Annotated in this window: 22 protein-coding genes; 10 read left to right on the top strand and 12 right to left on the bottom strand. The window is 64.0% G+C overall.

Annotation, left to right across the window (positions count from 1 at the left end; genetic code table 11):
- Positions 1 to 17 precede the first annotated feature (17 nt).
- Positions 18 to 1256 (bottom strand): MFS transporter, encoded by a 1239-nt coding sequence (locus OHB12_RS19960; RefSeq protein ID WP_327110110.1) that lies wholly within the window; start codon positions 1254 to 1256, stop codon positions 18 to 20.
- A 148-nt stretch (positions 1257 to 1404) separates the two neighbouring features.
- Between OHB12_RS19960 and OHB12_RS19955 the strand changes: the two genes are divergently transcribed.
- From OHB12_RS19955 to OHB12_RS19945, 3 genes are all read left to right on the top strand, one after another.
- On the top strand, positions 1405 to 2319 hold the full coding sequence (locus tag OHB12_RS19955; protein ID WP_327110109.1) for a helix-turn-helix transcriptional regulator: 915 nt from the start codon (positions 1405 to 1407) through the stop codon (positions 2317 to 2319).
- 46 nt (positions 2320 to 2365) lie between these two features.
- On the top strand, positions 2366 to 2860 hold the full coding sequence (locus tag OHB12_RS19950; RefSeq protein ID WP_327110108.1) for a cyclophilin-like fold protein: 495 nt from the start codon (positions 2366 to 2368) through the stop codon (positions 2858 to 2860).
- Positions 2861 to 2944: 84 nt separating this feature from the next.
- The gene (locus OHB12_RS19945; protein WP_442799818.1) at positions 2945 to 3550 is read left to right on the top strand and encodes an SDR family NAD(P)-dependent oxidoreductase; all 606 of its coding nucleotides are present in this window, start codon (positions 2945 to 2947) and stop codon (positions 3548 to 3550) included.
- Positions 3551 to 3871: 321 nt separating this feature from the next.
- Here the strand turns inward: OHB12_RS19945 and OHB12_RS19940 are convergent, their stop codons facing one another.
- A complete protein-coding gene (locus OHB12_RS19940) occupies positions 3872 to 4222 on the bottom strand; it encodes a MerR family transcriptional regulator (RefSeq protein ID WP_327110107.1) in 351 nt (116 codons plus the stop codon).
- A 61-nt stretch (positions 4223 to 4283) separates the two neighbouring features.
- Here OHB12_RS19940 and OHB12_RS19935 point away from each other — a divergent pair, with 61 nt between their 5' ends.
- Complete coding sequence (locus OHB12_RS19935; RefSeq protein WP_327110106.1) at positions 4284 to 4850, top strand: RBBP9/YdeN family alpha/beta hydrolase; 567 nt, start codon at positions 4284 to 4286, stop codon at positions 4848 to 4850.
- Positions 4851 to 5366: 516 nt separating this feature from the next.
- On the opposite strand, the gene OHB12_RS19930 is transcribed toward OHB12_RS19935, so the two are convergent.
- The 3 genes from OHB12_RS19930 to OHB12_RS19920 are packed head-to-tail and all read right to left on the bottom strand — an operon-like array spanning position 5367 to position 5933.
- On the bottom strand, positions 5367 to 5573 hold the full coding sequence (locus OHB12_RS19930) for a hypothetical protein (protein WP_327110105.1): 207 nt from the start codon (positions 5571 to 5573) through the stop codon (positions 5367 to 5369).
- The gene (locus OHB12_RS19925) at positions 5563 to 5775 is read right to left on the bottom strand and encodes a hypothetical protein (protein ID WP_327110104.1); all 213 of its coding nucleotides are present in this window, start codon (positions 5773 to 5775) and stop codon (positions 5563 to 5565) included. Before OHB12_RS19925 ends, OHB12_RS19930 begins: the two co-directional genes overlap by 11 nt.
- On the bottom strand, positions 5757 to 5933 hold the full coding sequence (locus tag OHB12_RS19920) for a hypothetical protein (RefSeq protein ID WP_327110103.1): 177 nt from the start codon (positions 5931 to 5933) through the stop codon (positions 5757 to 5759). Before OHB12_RS19920 ends, OHB12_RS19925 begins: the two co-directional genes overlap by 19 nt.
- 77 nt (positions 5934 to 6010) lie before the next feature.
- Here OHB12_RS19920 and OHB12_RS19915 point away from each other — a divergent pair, with 77 nt between their 5' ends.
- Positions 6011 to 6232: a hypothetical protein gene (locus tag OHB12_RS19915; protein ID WP_327110102.1), complete on the top strand. Its 222-nt coding sequence runs from the start codon at positions 6011 to 6013 to the stop codon at positions 6230 to 6232.
- A gap of 466 nt (positions 6233 to 6698) precedes the next feature.
- Here OHB12_RS19915 and OHB12_RS19910 read toward each other — a convergent pair whose 3' ends face one another.
- From OHB12_RS19910 to OHB12_RS19895, 5 genes are read right to left on the bottom strand one after another with little or no spacing between them, the layout of a single operon-like run.
- Complete coding sequence (locus OHB12_RS19910) at positions 6699 to 7073, bottom strand: YbaB/EbfC family nucleoid-associated protein (protein ID WP_327110101.1); 375 nt, start codon at positions 7071 to 7073, stop codon at positions 6699 to 6701.
- Between the two features lie 58 nt (positions 7074 to 7131).
- Positions 7132 to 7389, bottom strand: a complete 258-nt coding sequence (locus OHB12_RS36390; protein ID WP_442799817.1) for a DUF7683 domain-containing protein — start codon at positions 7387 to 7389, stop codon at positions 7132 to 7134.
- Between the two features lies 1 nt (position 7390).
- Positions 7391 to 8602 (bottom strand): colicin E3/pyocin S6 family cytotoxin, encoded by a 1212-nt coding sequence (locus OHB12_RS19905; RefSeq protein WP_327110100.1) that lies wholly within the window; start codon positions 8600 to 8602, stop codon positions 7391 to 7393.
- Positions 8602 to 8889 carry a WXG100 family type VII secretion target gene (locus OHB12_RS19900; protein ID WP_327110099.1) on the bottom strand — a complete coding sequence of 96 codons (288 nt, stop codon included), beginning with the start codon at positions 8887 to 8889 and terminating at the stop codon, positions 8602 to 8604. The genes OHB12_RS19905 and OHB12_RS19900 overlap by 1 nt, the downstream gene beginning before the upstream one ends.
- A complete protein-coding gene (locus OHB12_RS19895; RefSeq protein ID WP_327110098.1) occupies positions 8889 to 9197 on the bottom strand; it encodes a WXG100 family type VII secretion target in 309 nt (102 codons plus the stop codon). Before OHB12_RS19895 ends, OHB12_RS19900 begins: the two co-directional genes overlap by 1 nt.
- Before the next feature lie 293 nt (positions 9198 to 9490).
- On the opposite strand from OHB12_RS19895, the gene OHB12_RS19890 reads away from it, so the two are divergent.
- From OHB12_RS19890 to OHB12_RS19875, 4 genes are all read left to right on the top strand, one after another.
- Positions 9491 to 10048: a hypothetical protein gene (locus tag OHB12_RS19890; protein ID WP_327110097.1), complete on the top strand. Its 558-nt coding sequence runs from the start codon at positions 9491 to 9493 to the stop codon at positions 10046 to 10048.
- A gap of 69 nt (positions 10049 to 10117) precedes the next feature.
- Positions 10118 to 10288, top strand: coding sequence for a hypothetical protein (locus OHB12_RS19885; protein WP_327110096.1), 171 nt, complete (start codon positions 10118 to 10120; stop codon positions 10286 to 10288).
- A 293-nt stretch (positions 10289 to 10581) separates the two neighbouring features.
- Entirely contained in the window at positions 10582 to 11520 is a 939-nt protein-coding gene (locus OHB12_RS19880; protein WP_327110095.1) for an LLM class F420-dependent oxidoreductase, read from the top strand.
- Positions 11521 to 11638: 118 nt separating this feature from the next.
- On the top strand, positions 11639 to 13288 hold the full coding sequence (locus OHB12_RS19875) for an IS1182 family transposase (protein WP_442800118.1): 1650 nt from the start codon (positions 11639 to 11641) through the stop codon (positions 13286 to 13288).
- Between the two features lie 427 nt (positions 13289 to 13715).
- Here the strand turns inward: OHB12_RS19875 and OHB12_RS19870 are convergent, their stop codons facing one another.
- Positions 13716 to 14915 (bottom strand): 2-deoxy-scyllo-inosose synthase, encoded by a 1200-nt coding sequence (locus OHB12_RS19870; protein ID WP_327110094.1) that lies wholly within the window; start codon positions 14913 to 14915, stop codon positions 13716 to 13718.
- Positions 14916 to 16581: 1666 nt separating this feature from the next.
- On the opposite strand from OHB12_RS19870, the gene OHB12_RS19865 reads away from it, so the two are divergent.
- On the top strand, positions 16582 to 17517 hold the full coding sequence (locus OHB12_RS19865) for a helix-turn-helix domain-containing protein (protein ID WP_327110093.1): 936 nt from the start codon (positions 16582 to 16584) through the stop codon (positions 17515 to 17517).
- Positions 17518 to 17548: 31 nt separating this feature from the next.
- Here OHB12_RS19865 and OHB12_RS19860 read toward each other — a convergent pair whose 3' ends face one another.
- Entirely contained in the window at positions 17549 to 18457 is a 909-nt protein-coding gene (locus OHB12_RS19860) for an STM4011 family radical SAM protein (RefSeq protein WP_327110092.1), read from the bottom strand.
- Positions 18458 to 18463: the final 6 nt, after the last annotated feature.

The following is an 18463-nucleotide window of genomic DNA, read 5'->3' as shown; positions in this document are numbered from 1 at the left end:
GGTTGCCGTGAACGGGGCTACCGGGCGAGGGCGAGCTCATCGGTTCGCGATTGGGCGTGCAACTGACCGGGTCGGGTAGTGGCTGCGAGCACGGCGAGCGGGATCAGCGCCGAAGCGGTCAGCCCCGCCCCGAGCACCGCAGGACTGACCACCCCGAGTGCAGTGGTCAGGGTGGTCGCGGCAAGTGCCGAGCCTGCGGCGGTGCCGAGGTTGAACGCGGCGGTGGCCAGCGACGACGCCAATGTCGAGCCGGACGCGGCGTGACGCATGGTCTGCGCGATGAGCACCGGATTGGCGCCCAGTCCGGTGGCGCCCAGCAACACGACCACCACGACGACGATCAGCGAATGCGACGCGGTGACGGCCAGGACCAGCAGCAGTGCGGCAGTAGCGGTGATCGCGGCAGCGATGACGGGCAGCGGGAACCGATCGCCGAGACGGCCACCCAGCGCCGTGCCGCCCAGCGCTCCGATCCCGAATCCGACCAGCACCAGCGGCACCAGCGCGGAAGCGATGCCTGCACGATCGGTGAGCAGCGGGCTGATGTAGCTGTAGGCGCCGAGGAACCCGGCCTGGGCCAGCGCGATCACACCGAGCACGACCCACATCCGCCATGGCCGCACCGCCGCCACCTCGCTCGACAACTCCGCCCGCAACGAGGCCCGAGCGCCGAGCTTGCCGTCTTCGGCGGGGGCGGACTTGGCCACCGCCACGATCGCCACGGCGGCCAGGACCGCGAGCATCCAGAACGACCCGCGCCAGCCCGTGACCTGCCCGGCGAAGGTCCCCAGGGGGACACCGGCGACCACGGCCAGGCTCAACCCGCCCGACATCACCGCCAGCGCCCGCGCGCTCGCACCTGGCCCGGCGACCCGGGTCGCCATCACCGCCCCGACGGCCCAGAACGTGCCGGTCGCCAGCGCGGTGACCACTCGCGAGGCCGTCACCACGGTGAATGAATCGCTCACCGCGCCCACGACATGCCCGAGTGCGAACACCGCCAGCACCCCGATCAACGTGGCTCGGGCGGGCATCCGGACGGTGGCCAGGGCCATCACCGGTGGTCCGATGATCATCCCGACCGCGAACGCGGTGACCAACAGCCCGGCCCGCCCGATGTCGACGTCGAGATCGCCGGCGACCTCGGGCAGCAGGCCCGCGATCATGAACTCGGTGGTGCTCATGAGAAAGATCCCGCCCCCGAGCACGTACACCACGCTGGGCAGTCGAGTCGCCGAGGTTGCCCGCACCGTCACTGTCGCCTCTTTCGTCGCTGGATCGCTGTTCGGTATCCATGCAAAGCGGCAGTCGCCGACCGTGGGAGGCGAGGCTTAGAGGGGTGCTGGCAGCACCCCTCTCGCAACACCTGGCACACGTCCCGACCTGGGCCGTAGCCTCGCAGGTATGGACAGCCGACAACGCGCGGCCGAGATCGGGGAGTTCCTCGCGTCACGGCGCGCCAAGATCACTCCCGAACAGGTCGGGTTGCCGGTCTACGACGCCGCCAAGCGCCGCGTGAAGGGTTTGCGCCGTCAAGAAGTCGCCACCTTGGCCGGGCTCTCGGTCGACTACTACACCCAGATCGAACGCGGCAAGGTCACCGGTGTGTCCGAGCCGGTACTCGACGCGATCGCCCGGGCTCTGGAACTTGACGAAGCCGAACGTTCCCACCTGTTCGATCTGCACCGGGCGATTACAACCGGCCCGCACCGCGCACGTCCGCGCCGCACCAAGACCACCCGGCCGATGGTGCAGCGGTTGCTCGACGCCTCGACCGTGCCCGCGTTCGTGCGCAACGCACGCCAAGACCTCGTCTGCGCCAACCAGCTCGCCTACGCCTTCTACTCGCCGATGTATCCCGACCCGCTGCAACCCGACATCAGCACACCGGTCAACTTCGTCAGGTTCTGCTTTCTGGACCCGAAAGCCCGCGACTTCTACCCGCAGTGGGACCAGATGGCCGACAATGCCGTCAACCTGCTGCGCACCGACGCCGGACGTGATCCGTATGACCGCACCATCTCCGACCTCGTCGGCGAATTGTCCACCCGCAGTGACGAATTCCGGGTTCGGTGGGCCAAACACAATGTGCGCCTGCATTACACCGGCACCAAGAGCTTCCATCACCCGGTGGTCGGCGATATCGAGGTCGCCTACGAAACGATGCCGTTGCCCGCAGAGCCGGGTTTGGTTCTGACCTTCTACAGTCCCGAGCCCGCCAGCCCCTCCGCCGACGCACTGTCGCTGCTCGCCAGCTGGACCGCGACCAACCTCGCCGCACCGGCCCCGCAACCACCATCGCGAACCGACTCCCGCTGAAATCCGGCCGAGGTGTCCTACGACCCAGCCGGAACAGGAGAACACCATGCGTTCCACGATGATTCGACTCGCTGTCTTCGCGGCCACCGTCACAGCCGCTGCCGCGCTCACTGCCTGCGGGAACACCTCGGACTCGGCATCGACCACCGCAGCGGTCTCACCCGCAACCTCACAACCAGGCCAGGAGGAATCGTTCATGTGGATTCGGCTCAGCATCGGCGAGGCGGAAGCGACCGCCCGTCTCTACGACAACGCCACCGCCCGCGACTTCGCCTCGCTCCTACCGGTCACGATCGCCACCCACGACCTCGGCGGGCGCGAAAAGGCTGGCCCCTTGCCACGTGCGCTCGCCGGCGGCGAAGGCCAGAGCGGGTACCGCGCCGGGCAACTCGGTTACTGGCCGCCGAACAACGACCTGGCCATCTACTACCACGCGGACGGCTTCCGCATCCCGAGCCCAGGGATCGTGATGATCGGCGAGATCGAGACCGGCCTCGACGCCGTCACCGCCGACGACAACGCGACCATCACCGCTGGCTGACAGCCCGTCGAAAGGACAACCTGCGTAAACCCGACTTACGACTTCTCCGGCAGAGTCGCCTTCGTCACCGGTGCAGGCTCGGGCATGGGCCTGGCCACGGCACGGGCTTTCACCGAATCGGGGGCCGCGGTCACCCTCGCCGATGTCGATGACGACGCACTGAACGCCGCCACGGACCGACTGCGCGAGGCCGGTCATCAGGTGCTGGCCGTGCATTGTGATGTGTCCGACGAGGATCAGGTCGCCGCCGCCGTTCGCGCGACCGTCGAGGAGTTCGGTCGCCTGGACTTCGCCTACAACAACGCCGGAATCCAGTCGCCGACCGTCGATGCCGCCGACGAGCCCGCCGAGGCCTTCGACCGTGTCATCGGGATCAACCTGCGCGGGGTATGGGCGTGCATGAAACACGAACTCGCCCAGATGCGTACCCAAGGGTCGGGCGCGATCGTGAACTGCTCCTCGCTCGGCGGCCTCGTCGGACTGCCGGGGCGAGCCGCCTACCATGCCGCTAAGCACGGAGTCATCGGGCTGACCCGTTCGGCCGACTGGGCACCGCCGAGGAAATGGCCGCCGCCGTGCTGTGGCTGTGCAGCCCCGGCGCGAGCTTCGTCGTCGGCGTGGCCTTGCCCGTCGACGGCGGCTACACCGCCCGCTGACCGACCACCCAGACAAGGAGACGCACACGTCTGACGAAGGATCCGACGAGAACCTCCGTGCGGTCGTGCCGGGCTTCCCCACTGCGCCGACACCACATTGCTGGGCCGATCCCCTGGTCTCATGCTTGCTCGAGGTTCATGCCAGAGCAGTCGTTTGATCTGCATATTTCGGTGTGCGCGAAATCGCGGACCATTTTCACACCTCTAGCTTCCGCAGTTGCAGGCGTTATTTTCCGCAACTGCACGCTAGCGTCTTCCGCATCTGCCGGAACGGAGGCCGCGAAAGGCGCACCTTATGAGGTGTAGCGGGTCGGCGGTTGTCCAGCTGTTGTGGGTCATGACGTGGTGGCGTGCGTCAGCCAACTGACGCGAGCCCGGTCAGTCGTCGCCGGGTCTCGCGGAGTTCGGCTTGTCTGGTATCGAGGCGTTTGGCTAAGGCGTCCAGCTCAGCCCGCAGGTCGGGGCACATCTCGAGGGATATGCCGTGATCGCCGGTGCGAGCGCAATCGAGGTACCGCTGGATGATCGAGGTTCCCAAACCAGCGGAGATCATCGTCCTGATCTGGGCTACGCGGGTGACGTCGGACTCGGAGTAGTCCCGGTATCCGTTGCTGTTGCGAGCCGGGATCAGTAGCCCCCGGTCCTCGTAGTGACGTAACGCTCGCGCGCTCACGCCGGTCAGCTCGGCGAGTTCGCTGATCAGCACTCTCGGTTCCTCCTCATCGGCTTGACCTTCACACTGACGTGAACCCATACCGTCCTGCGGCATGACAACTGGAACAACCCAGCGGCGCGCCTCGATCATCCATGGTTACGCCGCTTCCCCCGAAGATCACTGGTTCAGCTGGCTTGCCGAGCAACTCAACGCGTACAACATCCCGACCACGATCCCGGCTCTTCCGAACCCACAGAACCCAGACTCCGCGCAGTGGATGGAAGTTGTACGCGCCGACATGGGAGCCCTTGACGAGAACTCGATAGTCGTCGCGCACAGCCTGGGTTGTCTGACTGTGCTGCGCAATCTGCGCTCATTGGCGGACCCCTGGCACCTCGGCGTCCTCGTGTTGGTCTCCGGATTCATCGACCAACTACCCGCGCTCCCGGACCTGAATTCCTACATCGGAGACGGCTGCGACGTAGCGGGGCTCGGCAACCATATCGGTCGACTCACGATCGTCCGGTCAGATGCTGACCCGTACGTACCGCCTGATCACACCGACCGTCTTGCCAGCCTACTCGGAGTCTCCGCGAAGGTGGTTCCCGGAGCCGGTCATTTCCTCGCTTCCGACGGCATCACTTCGCTCCCCGAAGTTCTCGAAGCCATCGAGTCGTGATGGATCGACGTGGACTGCAGTGGTCCGGATGGGCGCGCGGCTGACTGGTGAGTGGCGATCTGAATACACCTACCAAGGACTGCCATATCTGGATGAGGAGAAGGCTAAAATTTTGTCGGATACTGTTGCTCGACGACGGTCCGAGTTCTCCGAATTCTTGGCGGCCGGAAAGACGATGGTTATTCACTTTCCACCGAGAGAAGCGGATGCATAGCACGCCGACCCATCCGACCGGCAGCGAACAGCAATGGCCACTGACAAGCTGAATGCGTTGCGGCTCGGCCAGCGATTGGTCGCGGAGGTTCCAGCCTCACGGCTCGGCCGGCGAGCGTTCATCGACATCACTCCGAGCACCACTCCGGCCGACACTCGAGCCCGACGGCGAAGCTGGAAACGAGCTGATCGCGCCCGCACGTTCCGCCTACGACCGTTGGCGCGAGACCCGTCCGGGTGCTCAGTTCCTGTGTTGTCAGCGGCTGGCCCTGGGCTAGCACACCGAGCACCATTGCCTGCGATCTACTGAGCGCCATCTGCTTTGCTCGTCAGCGCGCGCAGGGCGTCGGAGACTCGTTGGAGCAGCTCCAGTGATTGACCGTCGCTGGTGTCCCTGAGGAGATCGGCGGTTTCCTCGGGGCTGTAGGGCCAGCCATCGGCGCCGATGATCGACAATGTGCCATCGATGTGGCTGTGTCTGATGCCGGTGGGCTCGTTGTCATTCGGCATGGTCGGCCCCGTCGCCGGAGCCGATGATGTAGGCCGATGCCGACAGGTATTGCAGGCAGCCTGGGCCGTGGCCGCTGTGGACGTTGGTGACGAACTGGGCCTGCTCCAGTGAACGGAATGCGCCGTCCTGCCAGCAGTTACGGTGGAAGTGGCGCCACATCTCGGCGTCGGCGAGGGTGATCGTCATCGGGCTGCCCGCCATGTTTTGACGATCTTGGCTTCGATGAGGACATCGAGTGTGGCGGCTTTGTCGGCGCACGTTTCGGTGTCGCAGCCGATCCGCGCCTGCCACACCAGATGTGCGTCCTCCGTGGTGTACGGGACATCGGGTGCGGAGTGGCACGTTTCGACGCGCCTCACTGGTCGATCAAAGAAACAGGGAGGCATCGCGCCGGGCGGTCGCCGCGATCGAACCGACCCGAACCCGCGATCTGGCGATGACACTCCTCGAATTGGAGAGGGCACTAATCCAGCTGGGTGACATCGACGAGGCTGCTGCGGCGGTTGCACAGGCCGCGGACTTGACTGACCGTAACCGGTCACCGCGCCTGTCGAACGCGATCAAGGATGGACGGGCGGCGCTGGCGCCGTGGTCGGGGGCTCAGGCGGTGCGGGACCTCGACGTCCGCCTGGCGGCCCGGGATATCGTGGTCGTGTGAGTGAGGACCGCGTGACCGAAGCGATGGCGCGCATTGAGCGGGCCCGCGCCGCGATCATCGCGACCGGTGAGGAACATCTGCGCAGCGAGGGCGGTCGTGCGCCCGCACGGTCGAAGGTATCGACGAGCTCAGCACGCCCTGCACACAGCGGAGCAGGCACGTAACCGGCTGCTGGTGGATCTCGTCGGCGATGCGGAGACGGTGCCGGTGGAACTGGCGCAGCGCCTCGGTTTGACGAGGAGGGAGGCAGTGCACATCGTGAACACAGCGCGCACCGGTTCGAGGTGGGTCCGCGAGCACGTGCTGGGTCGGCTGTCGACTGTAGACGGATCAGAACAAAAGACCGCCCCCGACTTGTAACGACAGCATGCAGCTCTGACTCGGCGCACCGAAAGGGACTCGACCACTTTGGAATTCGCGTGTTGCCACGTCGGCTGACATCCACTGCCCATCTATTGGTGGCAGCTCAAGGCCTATCTGTGGTCGGCGCGTTGTCGGGGTCGAGGAGGTTCTGAATGAACTTCATCGCAGCAGCAGACTCCGGATTTTCGGTATAGGATCGTGCAGTGGCTTCTGCCCGTTGGTGAGCCTCCGACTGGGCACGCTGAATCGTCTCGAGCAGTACGCGGCCGAGCTGTGCGTCGCCGAGGCGCAACGCCTGCGGCGTAAGCCGCAAATCGGTTACATTGCCTTGCGCGTCCACGGTCACGCCCAACTCGCCACCGCGGGAACTGGCGCGAATGGCGATCTGTGCCAGCCCGTGTCGCAAAGTCTGGTACTTGCTCTTCCATTCCGCGACGAGCCGGCGCTGGTCCTCATTCCACTGGTCCAAATAATCCATGACAGCACACCTCGGGCTTTCGACAGAAGACGTCAGAACATGGGCTGCGGCCCCGCGATTATTCCCGGTAGTAAGCAACCTGGTAATCGCATGATTCGTCGATAACGAAATCGGGTGGCAGATACTGAGCGAGCTCCGGTAGCTTCGATGGCGGGACATCGTACCCCCCGGCCTCCGGGGGGTAATTGACACCGTCGATCTCGCAGCTATCGTCGAAGTGAAGTATGCCTTGCAAAGTCGGCGTGTCGAGGCCCCGCAGAGGATGGTCCCGCACCAGAAATTCGGTCTTCTTATCGAACGCTTCCAAGTACCACATATCACTTCTTCCACTGCGGCTTGCGCGTCGAGTCGCCAGGCTTGGTTTGAGCGCCGGTCTCGGCATCGTATTCGCCGAGATGTTTGCCGTTCTTGTTGTACTTCTCTACCGCGCCGTGTTGATAGTCCCACTCGTATGTATTCCCCTCATCATCCTTCCAGGACTTCCTTCTTCCCATCCGCTTTGTCGGCTTGGCGTTAGGGAAGCCCTTCAGATCCTTGGGTGGTGTGACGTAGTGTTGTTGGTTTCCGCCACCTTTGGTATCGGCGTTGAACTGGGTAGGGCTGGCCTCGAGTAGGGGTTGCAGTTCGGTGGCGACGCCAATAGCGGCGGTCCCTACGGCCACCGTGACTCCTGTGAGTGCGGCAGCGGTCGCCTCGAAACCAACGAGCACGGTGATGGCGAGGCTCGCTGCGCCGCTGGCGCTGGCTCCCGTAGTGACAGTTGCCCCGGTGCCACCTGTGAAGAAGCCGACGACAACGCCCGCAATGATCGCTACGCCGAGAGCGCCGGCGAGGATTGCGAGAAGCTTGCGGTGGGCCTCCTCGATCTGGTCTGCCCAGTCATCACAGGCTCTGCCGAGATTTTCGTATTGGGTCGCGACGTCTTCGACACCTGTGAAGACTATGTCCATCTGGGCGAGCGCCTGGGGTAGCTCGTCCGACTCGAGTTCTTCGAGATCGATCCATCCCTGATCGGTCCCGCTGCTGGCCCGCCGTAGGCCGGTGGCGGCCGTCCGCCAGGCGGTGCCCAGCTTTCTCAACTTATCCGGGTCGCCGTTCGGCCAAGTGTGGCCTTCCAGCCAGCTGCTGATCATCTCCCAGCCGAAGGGAGGATCGGTCGCGCCGCCGAAAGCGCCCTTGAAGGTCGGTGCTGTAGTAGCGGGCAGAACAGTGGGGTCTGGGTCAGGGGTCTCGGGGGGTTGCTTGTTCTGTTTCTCGACGTTGGAGTGGTTGACAGCGGTGAATGCCAGGAGGTCGTGAAGTTTGCCGAATGCGTTGACGATGTCGGTCCCGGCCGCCACTGCTTCGAAGGCGGCCGGGTCGTAACTGCTGGCCCACGTGCGCGCGGCACTATCGCTGCCTGCGCATCCCCAGTCCGCGTCGAGGGCCGCTGCTAGCGTCTTGACTTCGGTTTCAGCACTGTCGTACGCCGTCTTATATAGTCCCGCAGCGTTGCTGACGAGGGCCGTATTCATGGTGATGGGCGCCATCAGGGCCACATTCCCTTGTTGTGTTCGACGTTGGCGAGGTAGCGCTCGCGAGCTGCTTGGGCGGCCGCTTCGAGCTCAGCGAGCGCTATTTTCATATCCTGCATTTCGCGCTGCCGGGTGTCGTGCTTGCTCTTATGCGCGTCGGCGGCTTCGCCGCTCCACTCGATGTGCAGCGCGGCGACTTCGCGCTCGACATCGGCGATGCGTTGTTCGATTTGTTGTCCGACTGTCTTGGCTTTCGCCACGAGTTCGAGGATTTGGTCGGTGTCGGCTGTGTAGGACGCCATCACAAATTATCCAGGTTGAATGGCATATCAGTGAGAGAGTTCGCATTGTTGACGTCGGTATTGGTGTAGGCGTTTGCCGCCTGATGCACGAGCACAGCATCCTCGCGCAGCGTAGTCGCCACCTTTCGAGCGGACTCGACCCACTCGGTCCACAAAGCGGCGTGCGTGCCCGCGGCCTCGCCGACCCAGCCGGATGACATCAGCGTCTCGGCTTCTTTGCGCAACGCCTCGATGTCGTCCCAAAATTCGTCGGCTCTCGCTGACATACGGTCCGCCGTGGCGTGCATCTCTTGCGGGTTTGCATGCACTCGCGCGACGGTAGCACAGGTGAGGGCCGGCGAATTCGGGCAGCTAATGGACCCTTCCGTGAGGTGCGTGCATGGGTGAAAGATGTTGGGATGCAAGGATAGGGCAGTCTCGGCTACAACGCTGTGGCCGCTGGGACATCCAAACCACGCGCAACCTCAGCGATCGTGCGACCGGTATCGATCATCCGATGCGCCGCCTCGACCGGGTGCTCGGCCATGAATGACCGACGCTTCCTCCGAGACGATGACATACTGGACATCCTTCCAGCAGGACCCATTGTCCCACTAAATCGGTGTCTACTGGATCGGGGGAACCTCAGGATCAGCTTGCGCCCTACCTCGGCAGGGATGAGACGCCGGACGATTGGCGGGGTATCGCGGGCGCGCTCGAGGCTGAGGTGGCGTATGTGCATGCTCGCCGTGGTCGTTATGGCGAGGCGTGGGAGCACTGGGAGGCCGCCGATGGGACGGCGCGGCAGTTGGGTCCGGGGTATCGGCATGTGCAGACGTCGTTCTCGGTGCCGGTGATGGCGGCCCATGCGACGACCTTGGGTGTGGAGTTGCGGGGATCGGCTGAGGCGCTGCGTGCCGCGAGGGAGTTGGACGCGGAGACGATCGTGTCGGTGCCGCGCCGCAGTCGGCATTACATCGAGGTTGCCCGTGCGTATTCGCAGCGGCGGGAGGCGGCTGCGGCGTTCGCGATGTTGGAGAAGGTGCAGCAGACGGCACCAGAGACGATCCGGTACAACGGGTTCGCGCGCGAGATGCTGCATGGGCTGGTGAAGTCTCCGCCTACGGGGATGAGCCGCGATGTTCGGGAGCTGAGTCGACAGGTTGGCATACCAGTCTAGGTCCAGCAGAGACGAAAGAGCCGCCCGGGATATCGTGGTGGTGTGAGCGCGGACCGTGAGGCGATTGCGATGGCCCGTATCGAGCGCGCCCGCGCCGCGATGATCGCGACCGGCGAGGAACATCTGCGCAGCGAGGGCGGTCGTGCGCCCGCAGGGTCGAAGGTGTATCGACGGACTCAGCACGCGCTGCACACGGCGGAGCAGGCACGTAACCGGCTGTTGGTGGAGTCTCGTCGGTGATGCGGAGACCGTGCTGGTGGAGCTGGCGCAGCGCCTCGGGTTGACGGGGCGGGGAGGCAGTGCACATCGTGAACACAGCGCGCACCGGTTCGAAGCGGGTCCGCGAGCACGTGCTGGGTCGGCTGTCGGAACAAAAGAGCCGCCCTGGCCTCCCATAGAACCGGTTACGTCACATGACAGCCGAGTGGGGTACTCGCAACGGAGAACCCCTCGTCGTTTCCAGGTCGCCAGCTTCGGCAAACTGAATCCGTGCTATCTCGGGTCGCTTCGCGAGCACGACTACGGTGGAGCGGGTGGACCTACGGATCTTTACCGAACCCCAGCAGGGGGCCAGCTACGATCAATTGCTTCGCGTCGCGATGGCGACCGAGGACGCCGGATTCGACGCGTTCTTCCGGTCGGATCACTATCTGAAAATGGGTGTGGCGTCCGGGCTGCCTGGGCCGACCGATGCCTGGATCACGCTCGCCGGTCTGGCGCGTGAAACGTCCCGGATCCGGCTCGGCACCCTGGTCACCTCCGCCACCTTCCGGCAACCGTCGGTGCTGGCTATCTCGGTGGCACAGGTAGACCAGATGTCCGGCGGCCGCATCGAATTCGGCCTCGGCTCGGGCTGGTTCGATGCCGAGCACACCGCCTACGGCATCGAACTGCCCGATTTCGGCGAGCGTTTCGACCGCTATGCCGAACAATTGGAAATCGTGACCGGTCTGTGGGAGACGCCGGACGGTTCGACCTTCAGCTTCCTCGGCAAACACTATCGGTTGGAAGACGCTCCGGCCCTCCCGAAGCCGGCGCAGCGCCCACGCCCGCCGGTGATCGTAGGCGGTGTCGGCAAGAAGCGCACCCCGGCGCTGGCCGCCCGATTTGCCGACGAGTTCAATCTACCGTTCGTCGACTCCGCCACGGCCGCAAAGCAATTCGAGCGGGTGGATGCGGCGGCCCGTGCGATCGGGCGCGATCCGAAGGAGATCACTCGGTCGGTTGCGCTGACGCTGTGCGTCGGCCGCGACGACGCCGAGGTCGCCCGCCGTGCCGACACCATAGGCCGTGCGGTCACCGATCTGAAGCGGCAGAGCGAGCTGGTCGGTACCCCCGCCGAGGTGGTCGACAAGATCGGCCGCTATCGCGAGGCGACCGGTATCACCCGTCTGTACCTGCAGTACCTGGACCTCTCGGACCTCGACCACCTTGACCTGGTGGCCGCCGAGATCGCACCGCACCTGGACTGATTCGCGACGGACTCGGCCTCCGACCCGGATTGGACACCGTTGGCGAATTCGGTTGGGGCAGCGTTCATCCGGCAAGATCGACACGGGTATTTCGGGTCCGGGGTTGATGGAGGTCGTGGTGTCGTTGCGTCCGTGTAGGTGCGATGTGGTTCCGGTGGAGACGGCCCGGGTTGCCCGGGCTGTCTTCCCGGAGGGCTGTCTGGCGATGCGGATGCGCGACGTTCTGGGGCCTGTGTTCTCCGATGACGAGTTCACGCAGGTGTTCTCGCGTCGCGGTCAGCCCGCGATCTCGCCGGCGTTGCTGGCGTTGGTGTCGGTGCTGCAGTTCGCCGAAGGGTTCTCCGATCGTCAAGCCGCGCAAGCGGTTCGGTCCCGGATCGACTGGAAGTACGCGCTGGGATTGGAGCTGAGCGATCCCGGTTTCGATTACTCGGTGCTCAGTGAGTTCCGGTCCCGGCTGATCGTCGGCGGGCTGGAGCAGCGGGTACTCGATGCGGTGCTGGAGGCGGCGCGTCGAGCCGGGCTGTTGAAGGCGGGTGGCCGGCAGCGATCCGACTCCACGCATGTGCTGGCCGCGGTGCGTGACCTCAATCGGCTGCAGTTCGTGACCGAGACGCTGCGTGCCGCGCTCAACGCGCTCGCCGCCGCGGCACCGGATTGGCTGGCCGGCATCGCCGAACCCGACTGGTTCGACCGCTACAGCGCGCGCTGCGAAGACACCCGGTTCCCGAGCCGCTGGGCCGCACGGGCGGCCCACGCGAACCAGGTCGGATCCGACGGCATGACTGTGCTGTGCGCGGTCACGGCCGGCAAGGCACCCGCCTGGCTGCGGCAGCTTCCGGCGGTGGAGTTGCTGCGTCGGGTCTGGGTGCAGCAGTACTACGTCATCGACGACGGGACGGTGGCCTGGCGGGACAAGAAGGATCTGCCCCCGGCGGCGATCCGCTACTGCTCGCCGTATGACGAGCAGGCTCGCACCGGCACCAAACGCGACGCGTCCTGGAACGGCTACAAGGTCCACCTCACCGAGACCTGCGAGCCCGACGCACCGCACTTGATCACTCACGTCGCCACCACCGCAGCCCCGGTTCCGGACATGGCGATGACCGCAGCGATCCACGCCGGCCTCGCCGAGCGGGATCTGCTGCCCGACGTGCATCTGGTTGATGCCGGATACGTCGATGCCGACCTGCTCATCACCGCGCAGCAAGACCACGGCGTCGAACTTCTCGGCCCGGCGAAGGCGCCGACCGGCTGGCAAGCCACAGCCGACGGCGGTTACACCCTGCCCGATTTCACGATCGACTGGGAGAACGAGAAGGTCACCTGCCCGCAAGGCGCCGTTTCCAACTCCTGGAAAGCAGACCGCTCCCAGGACGGGACACCCGTGATCAGGGTGCGTTTCCCCAGCGCAGAGTGCCGTCAGTGCCCGGCACGCGAACACTGCACCCGCTCCAGCACAGGTCGGCGCCTGACTCTTCGGCATCGTGCCCAGCACCAGGCCCTGCAGCTGGCTCGCGCCGAACAGCAGACCGACCAGTGGCAACAGCGCTACCAGCATCGCGCGGGCGTGGAAGGCACCATTGCCCAAGGCATCCGATCCTGCGGTCTGCGCCGATCCCGCTACCGCGGCCTGACCAAGACCAGTCTTCAACACCTACTGACTGCAGCAGGACTCAACCTCAACCGACTCAACACCTGGTGGGAGACAACGCCGTTCGCTCCAACCCGAACGTCACATTTCGCAGCCCTCCGGCCCGCCGCCTGACAGCGGGCCGGAATTCGCCAACGGTGTCCGGATTGGGGCGGGGGCCGGGCGGAAAGTGCCGGTGCGCACCGGCACCGGCGCACCCACGAGTTCGTCACGCGCTTGCTGTGACGACACACCGGATGCGCCAAAGACACCGGTCCCGAGAGCCTGCCGCCGTATGGCACCCGGGTAGCTTGCGCGCCGGGTTCATGAGCTCGGTCTGGATGAGTTGACGATCGGTGGACTCTCGTCGGTGACGAGCCGAACCGGATGGCGGGAGCGGGAGCCGGTGCCGGTCGGCTGATCCATCACGACCATTCGGTCCCTCACCCGAATTCCGGTGAGGGGCCGAATGCGTTGTAGTGCAGTCGATGCCCTGGATCGACCACGTAAGCATGCAGGATGGAACGCTGTTACCCACCCCATCCGAATCTGCTCCGAGTAGTCATCGGACCGAATCTGCCGCGGCAAAGGGCAGGATATCGCGCCCTGCTGCGTCCAATGCGTCCTGCACCTCTTGGAAGCCGACCGAAACCAGCGGCAGCTCACCCGATCTCGCAGGTACGCCGAGCTGCTCGAGGAGCACGAAAGCCGCGGCATCGTCCGGCAGCGGCAAGTATCCCCGTTTGTTGTCGTCTCGAATTGTGTCGATGATGCGGTCTGCTGTGACTCCCGCAGGGATACTCGTCGTTACGCCGAGGCTTGCCACGAGTTCGTCGTGGATGCGGACATCTGCTTCCGTCAGCCATCCGCGCGCGCACGATATTCGCGCGGCAACCAACATGCCGAGTGCAATGGATTCCCCATGTGAAAGCCCGTTGGAATCGCGTTGCCGGTGGTCGAGCAACTCGATGGCGTGTCCGACTGTATGGCCGTATTCGAGAACGAGACCTTCTTTTCGCTCGTATGTGTCGTTCTTCGTTACCTGCCCTTTCGCACTGATACTGGCATCCAATAGCCACAGGAGCGACTCGGGCGCAGCCAGATTGCCCGTGGTCAAGATTTCTCGTAGTTCCGAAATGATCTCAGGCCTGATGGCCAAACAATTCTTGGCCATCTCGCAGAGTCCTGAGCGAAGTTCTCGAGGAGACAGGGTGCCGAAGAGCTCTACGTCGGTGAGTACTGCAATTGGCGTGTAGTAGCTACCGACATGATTCTTGCCGACCCTACTATTTATGGCCTGTTTGAGCGACAGTACCGAATCCATCGCGCTGACGGTTGTGGTCGGGATATGAACCAGTCGTACCCCGCGGAACAACAGACTTGCCATCAACCCCGCCAGATTTCCCGGCACGCCTCCACCGAAGGAGACGACGACTGATCTCCGTGTGGCGCCATCCCCCAAAGCGTGCTCGATATGCTCAGCAAGACACGGAAGTGTCTTCATCGCCTCACCGGGCTCATGGCGAAGAATCGTGACAGGCGTCCCGGTTCCCAGAGCACGAATCAATGCTTGTCCGTGAAGGTCGAAGACGCGATCGTCGGTAACGACTACGAATCTGTCCGCGTCGAGCGTGTGCAGGGTTTCTGCGATGGCTTCGAGACAGTCGCTGCCGAAGAGATATGGAAACGAAGACTCGCCGATCTGAATTCGGCGCTGTTGCATGTGCGGGTGCGATATGAGTTCTTGCGCGGTCGAGGCCATTGATTCTGCTCCCCAGTCGTAACTCTACAAAGGACGGCCGGGTCGATAATCATATACGACCCCGGTCCTGTGATTTCTGAACTTTATAATCGTACCTATGTTACGAGAGCGACCAACCGGTTCTCAATGGAGAGAATAGCGCCCTTGGTCGAGTTATTGTCATAATGCATAATTCTGCGCATTCCACTCGGGGCGGCCCTGAAAAGAATAAAGCCCAGGTCGCCGACGTCTTCGATGGAATCGCTGTCCGCTACGTCCGCCGTGGTCCGGAGTAATCACTGGCACGGTCTTCGTTTCTTCCGGAGCATTCCTACGATGCTGTGCGGTCATTCGTGAATGCAATCGTGACGTATAGGTTTCCGTATGGTCCGATGGTGAGGTCGTCGGGGGTCTGTATCTGATCAGCGGCGCTGTTGGTGTCTTCAGCGATGCGGGTGAGCTGGCGTGAAGCCACGTCGACGTGTGGCACGGTTGAAGAATGCTTCCGCGACGAACAATCGGCATTCCTGTCTACGGCCGAACCGTTTGTCGCGGGATTGGATTCGGGGCTACGAGCCCGCGCTCCTGATATCCGGGCTGCTTCGAGCTCGCGGCTGCGTATGCTGCTATTCCCCTGGTGGATTCCGCAGCCGCCGGTGCGCTGCTGCAGGTCATCCGATTGCCAACGAGGGCAAGAACTATGGGTCTTGCGAATCCGTACACGCACCTTGTCGAAATCCACACCGTTCTCGGCGTCGCAGAGAAAGAAAATGTATACGGATAGAATTTAGGACCACAGCTCAAGTCCTTACTGTCACCGGGTAGCCGACTTGAGGAGGAAATGTTGTTTCAATGACTCGACGGCACCCGCCATCATAAACTGAAGGCCAACCCGGCACAGCGTCGGCCTCTCCGCGATCTTCGACCGAGGAGGTATTTAATTTGCAAGATACTCACCTTTCGACTTCCTGTACTGCGACATCGGCTCGCACATCGAGGATGGCGAGCATGGCGATCCGGCACACCGGCATGCCGGACAGGTTTCCGTGCATTGTCAGTACCGTGTGTGTTTCGGCTTGTCGGCATTCTCGGACGACATCGACGAACGTCGGGGGGCAGTGCCCCGCTCTGTGGTTCCGGCTCGTGGAATACGGTGTCCAGCGCGCACCCGAGTGACTTGGCGGCGGTCCGCAGTCTGTTTTCGCTCGAATTCGAGTCGCGGAGTAAACCGTCCCGCAGGTATCCGTAGGCGAGAGGTAGGAGAGCAGTCATCGGATCTATCCAGTCTTCCGGTCGGCTGGCTACGAGAGGTACCTCTGGCAGCCGGACGGGTCTGTCATCGTAGGGCGGCAAGTGCGCACCTATGTGCCGTCGACTGCGGCGTGCAGTCGTGTCGCATTTCCGCTTATCGAATTTCCGAGCATGACGTCGATTCGAGGTATTTGTCATGTGGTCAACTATCGGTCAGTGCGATTGCGGCCCCACCGAGCGCCGTTGCTCAATTCGGCTGCACTCCGTTGTGCACCGCAGGGGCCGTAATCGGTCTCACCTACTGGTCTTCGTGGTGTCTTCCTTGTTGTGATCGGTGTCAGTAGACTGACTCAAACGTTATGAGGGCACCTGTGCTCGTTCGACCTTTTCCGCGCATGTGACGCACGGAAACGCGCAAGCCACTGGAGGGTTGCTCATGGCACTTTCTGAGCAGTACCTCGTGCAGGAGGCCGACACCGCCATGGTCTCGGCCCGCGAGTCCACCGACTTCTGGGTCGAGCACATCCTGCGTAAACAGGGCACCCTGCAGTTCCGTTTCGGCAGTGCGTCGACATTCCACGGCAGTACGAGGGCCCAACACTACGCGGACTACCAGTTGATCGGCTTTCGGTCCGCCAGCATCACCTACTCACGAACGCGCACAGATATACGCCGGGATGACGATGCGAGCCTGCGCATAATCGTTCCGACCCGGGGCGCAATGAATTTGCGACAAGACGACAGCACTGTTCAGGTCGTGCCCGGACAGGGCGCACTGGTCACGAAAGCACGTCCGGTCGATGTCGCACAGCCGCAGAACGCACAAGGGTGGGTGATGAACATCCCCGCCGGCGCGCTGCCCCTCGATGCCGGCACCGGACCTGCGGTGATCGACCTGAGACAGGGCCTGGGATCGGTCGCCTTCGGCATGATCGGCGAGCTCAGCAAGCAGCGCAACGTCGTTGATGGGCTCGGCTTTGCCACGACGTGCGATGCGATGATCGATCTGTTCAGACTGTGCCTGCGCCCCGATGGAAAGTTCCCCACCACTCTGGCAGCAGTCGACGCCGCAGTCCGTGACTACATCCGCCGACACGCCACAGACCCCGAACTCACCCCGACACTGATCGCGCACAACCTCGGTTGGTCTCTGCGACAAGTCCAGCTGGCACTGCACAGCACCGGTACGACACCGAGTCAACTGATCCGCACTGAGCGGCTGGACCGGGCACGCCGCTATCTTCGCGAGGCTTCTGCCGACCGGACAATAGCCGAGATCGCCTACGCCAGCGGCTTCAGCTCGCTCAGTGCCTTCGGCGCCTCCTTCAAGGAGCGGTTCGGATCGACACCGCAAGAAGCACGCCGCCGCTGAAACAGTGGGGTCGTGTTCGGATCCGCGGAGTTCAGCTGTGAGCCGGGCTGATCGGGAGGCTCAGCGAGGGGTGGGCGACCGCGGGGATGGCGCGGTGGAGAGGGGGCGGGATGCGCTCCAGGACTCCGCCCGCGAAGACGTCGTAGAGCGGGAGGGTTTCCAGGTGGACGTAGCCGATGTGGCAGTCGCATTCGGTGCGGGGGCAGGGGCGGGGGGTGAGGGCTCGGCGGTAGGTGTTGTCGTAGAGGTTGCCCAGGGGGGTGGGGACGAAGTGGCAGCGGCGGACAGTGCCTTCACCGTCTACCGAGATCACCGAGGAACCAGTGCGGCAAGGCAGGCCTGCGGAGCGGTGGGGGTGGCGGCTGAAGGGAAAGAGCGGGTCGACGGTGGTCCAGGTGGATGCGGCTTCGTCGGTGTAGGTGTGGCCTTCGGCGGCGTTGACCCACAGGTAGATGTGGTCGGGCAGGTCGGCGCGCAGGCTACGGGCATGGTCGAGATGGTCGGGTAGGCCGACGATTCCGACGCTGAAGCGTACGCCGGTGCGGGCGAGGTGGGTGGTCTTGTCGAGGAAGCGGTCGTAAGGGGTCTGGTCGGGGTGGTAGGTGCACCAGAGGGCGACGGTGTCGAGGTCGGCGTCGGCGAGCCACTCGGTGCGGCAGCTCAGGTTGGTCTGGATGGCGACGCGGTCGATGTGCGGCTGCCGGGACAACTCGACCAGGGCGTGGCGGTACCAGGACCGCGCGAGTCCTTCCCCCCACGGGGTGAATAGGATCGAGAGGCGATCCTCGGTCTGCGCGCACGCCCACCGGGTGAATCGTTCGAGGGCGGCGCGGTCGGCGCGGAGCTGAGCGGTCGAGTCGCGGCGCTTGGCGAAGGGGCAGTACGGGCAGTCGTAATCGCAGGAGGCCAGGGGGCCGCGGTAGAGAATGGTGAGATCCATTACCGG

The sequence above is a fragment of the Nocardia sp. NBC_01730 genome (assembly GCF_035920445.1).
Taxonomy (GTDB): domain Bacteria; phylum Actinomycetota; class Actinomycetes; order Mycobacteriales; family Mycobacteriaceae; genus Nocardia.
The sequence above is the reverse complement of the archived record's forward strand: the minus strand, read 5'-3'. Positions and strand labels throughout refer to the sequence as shown.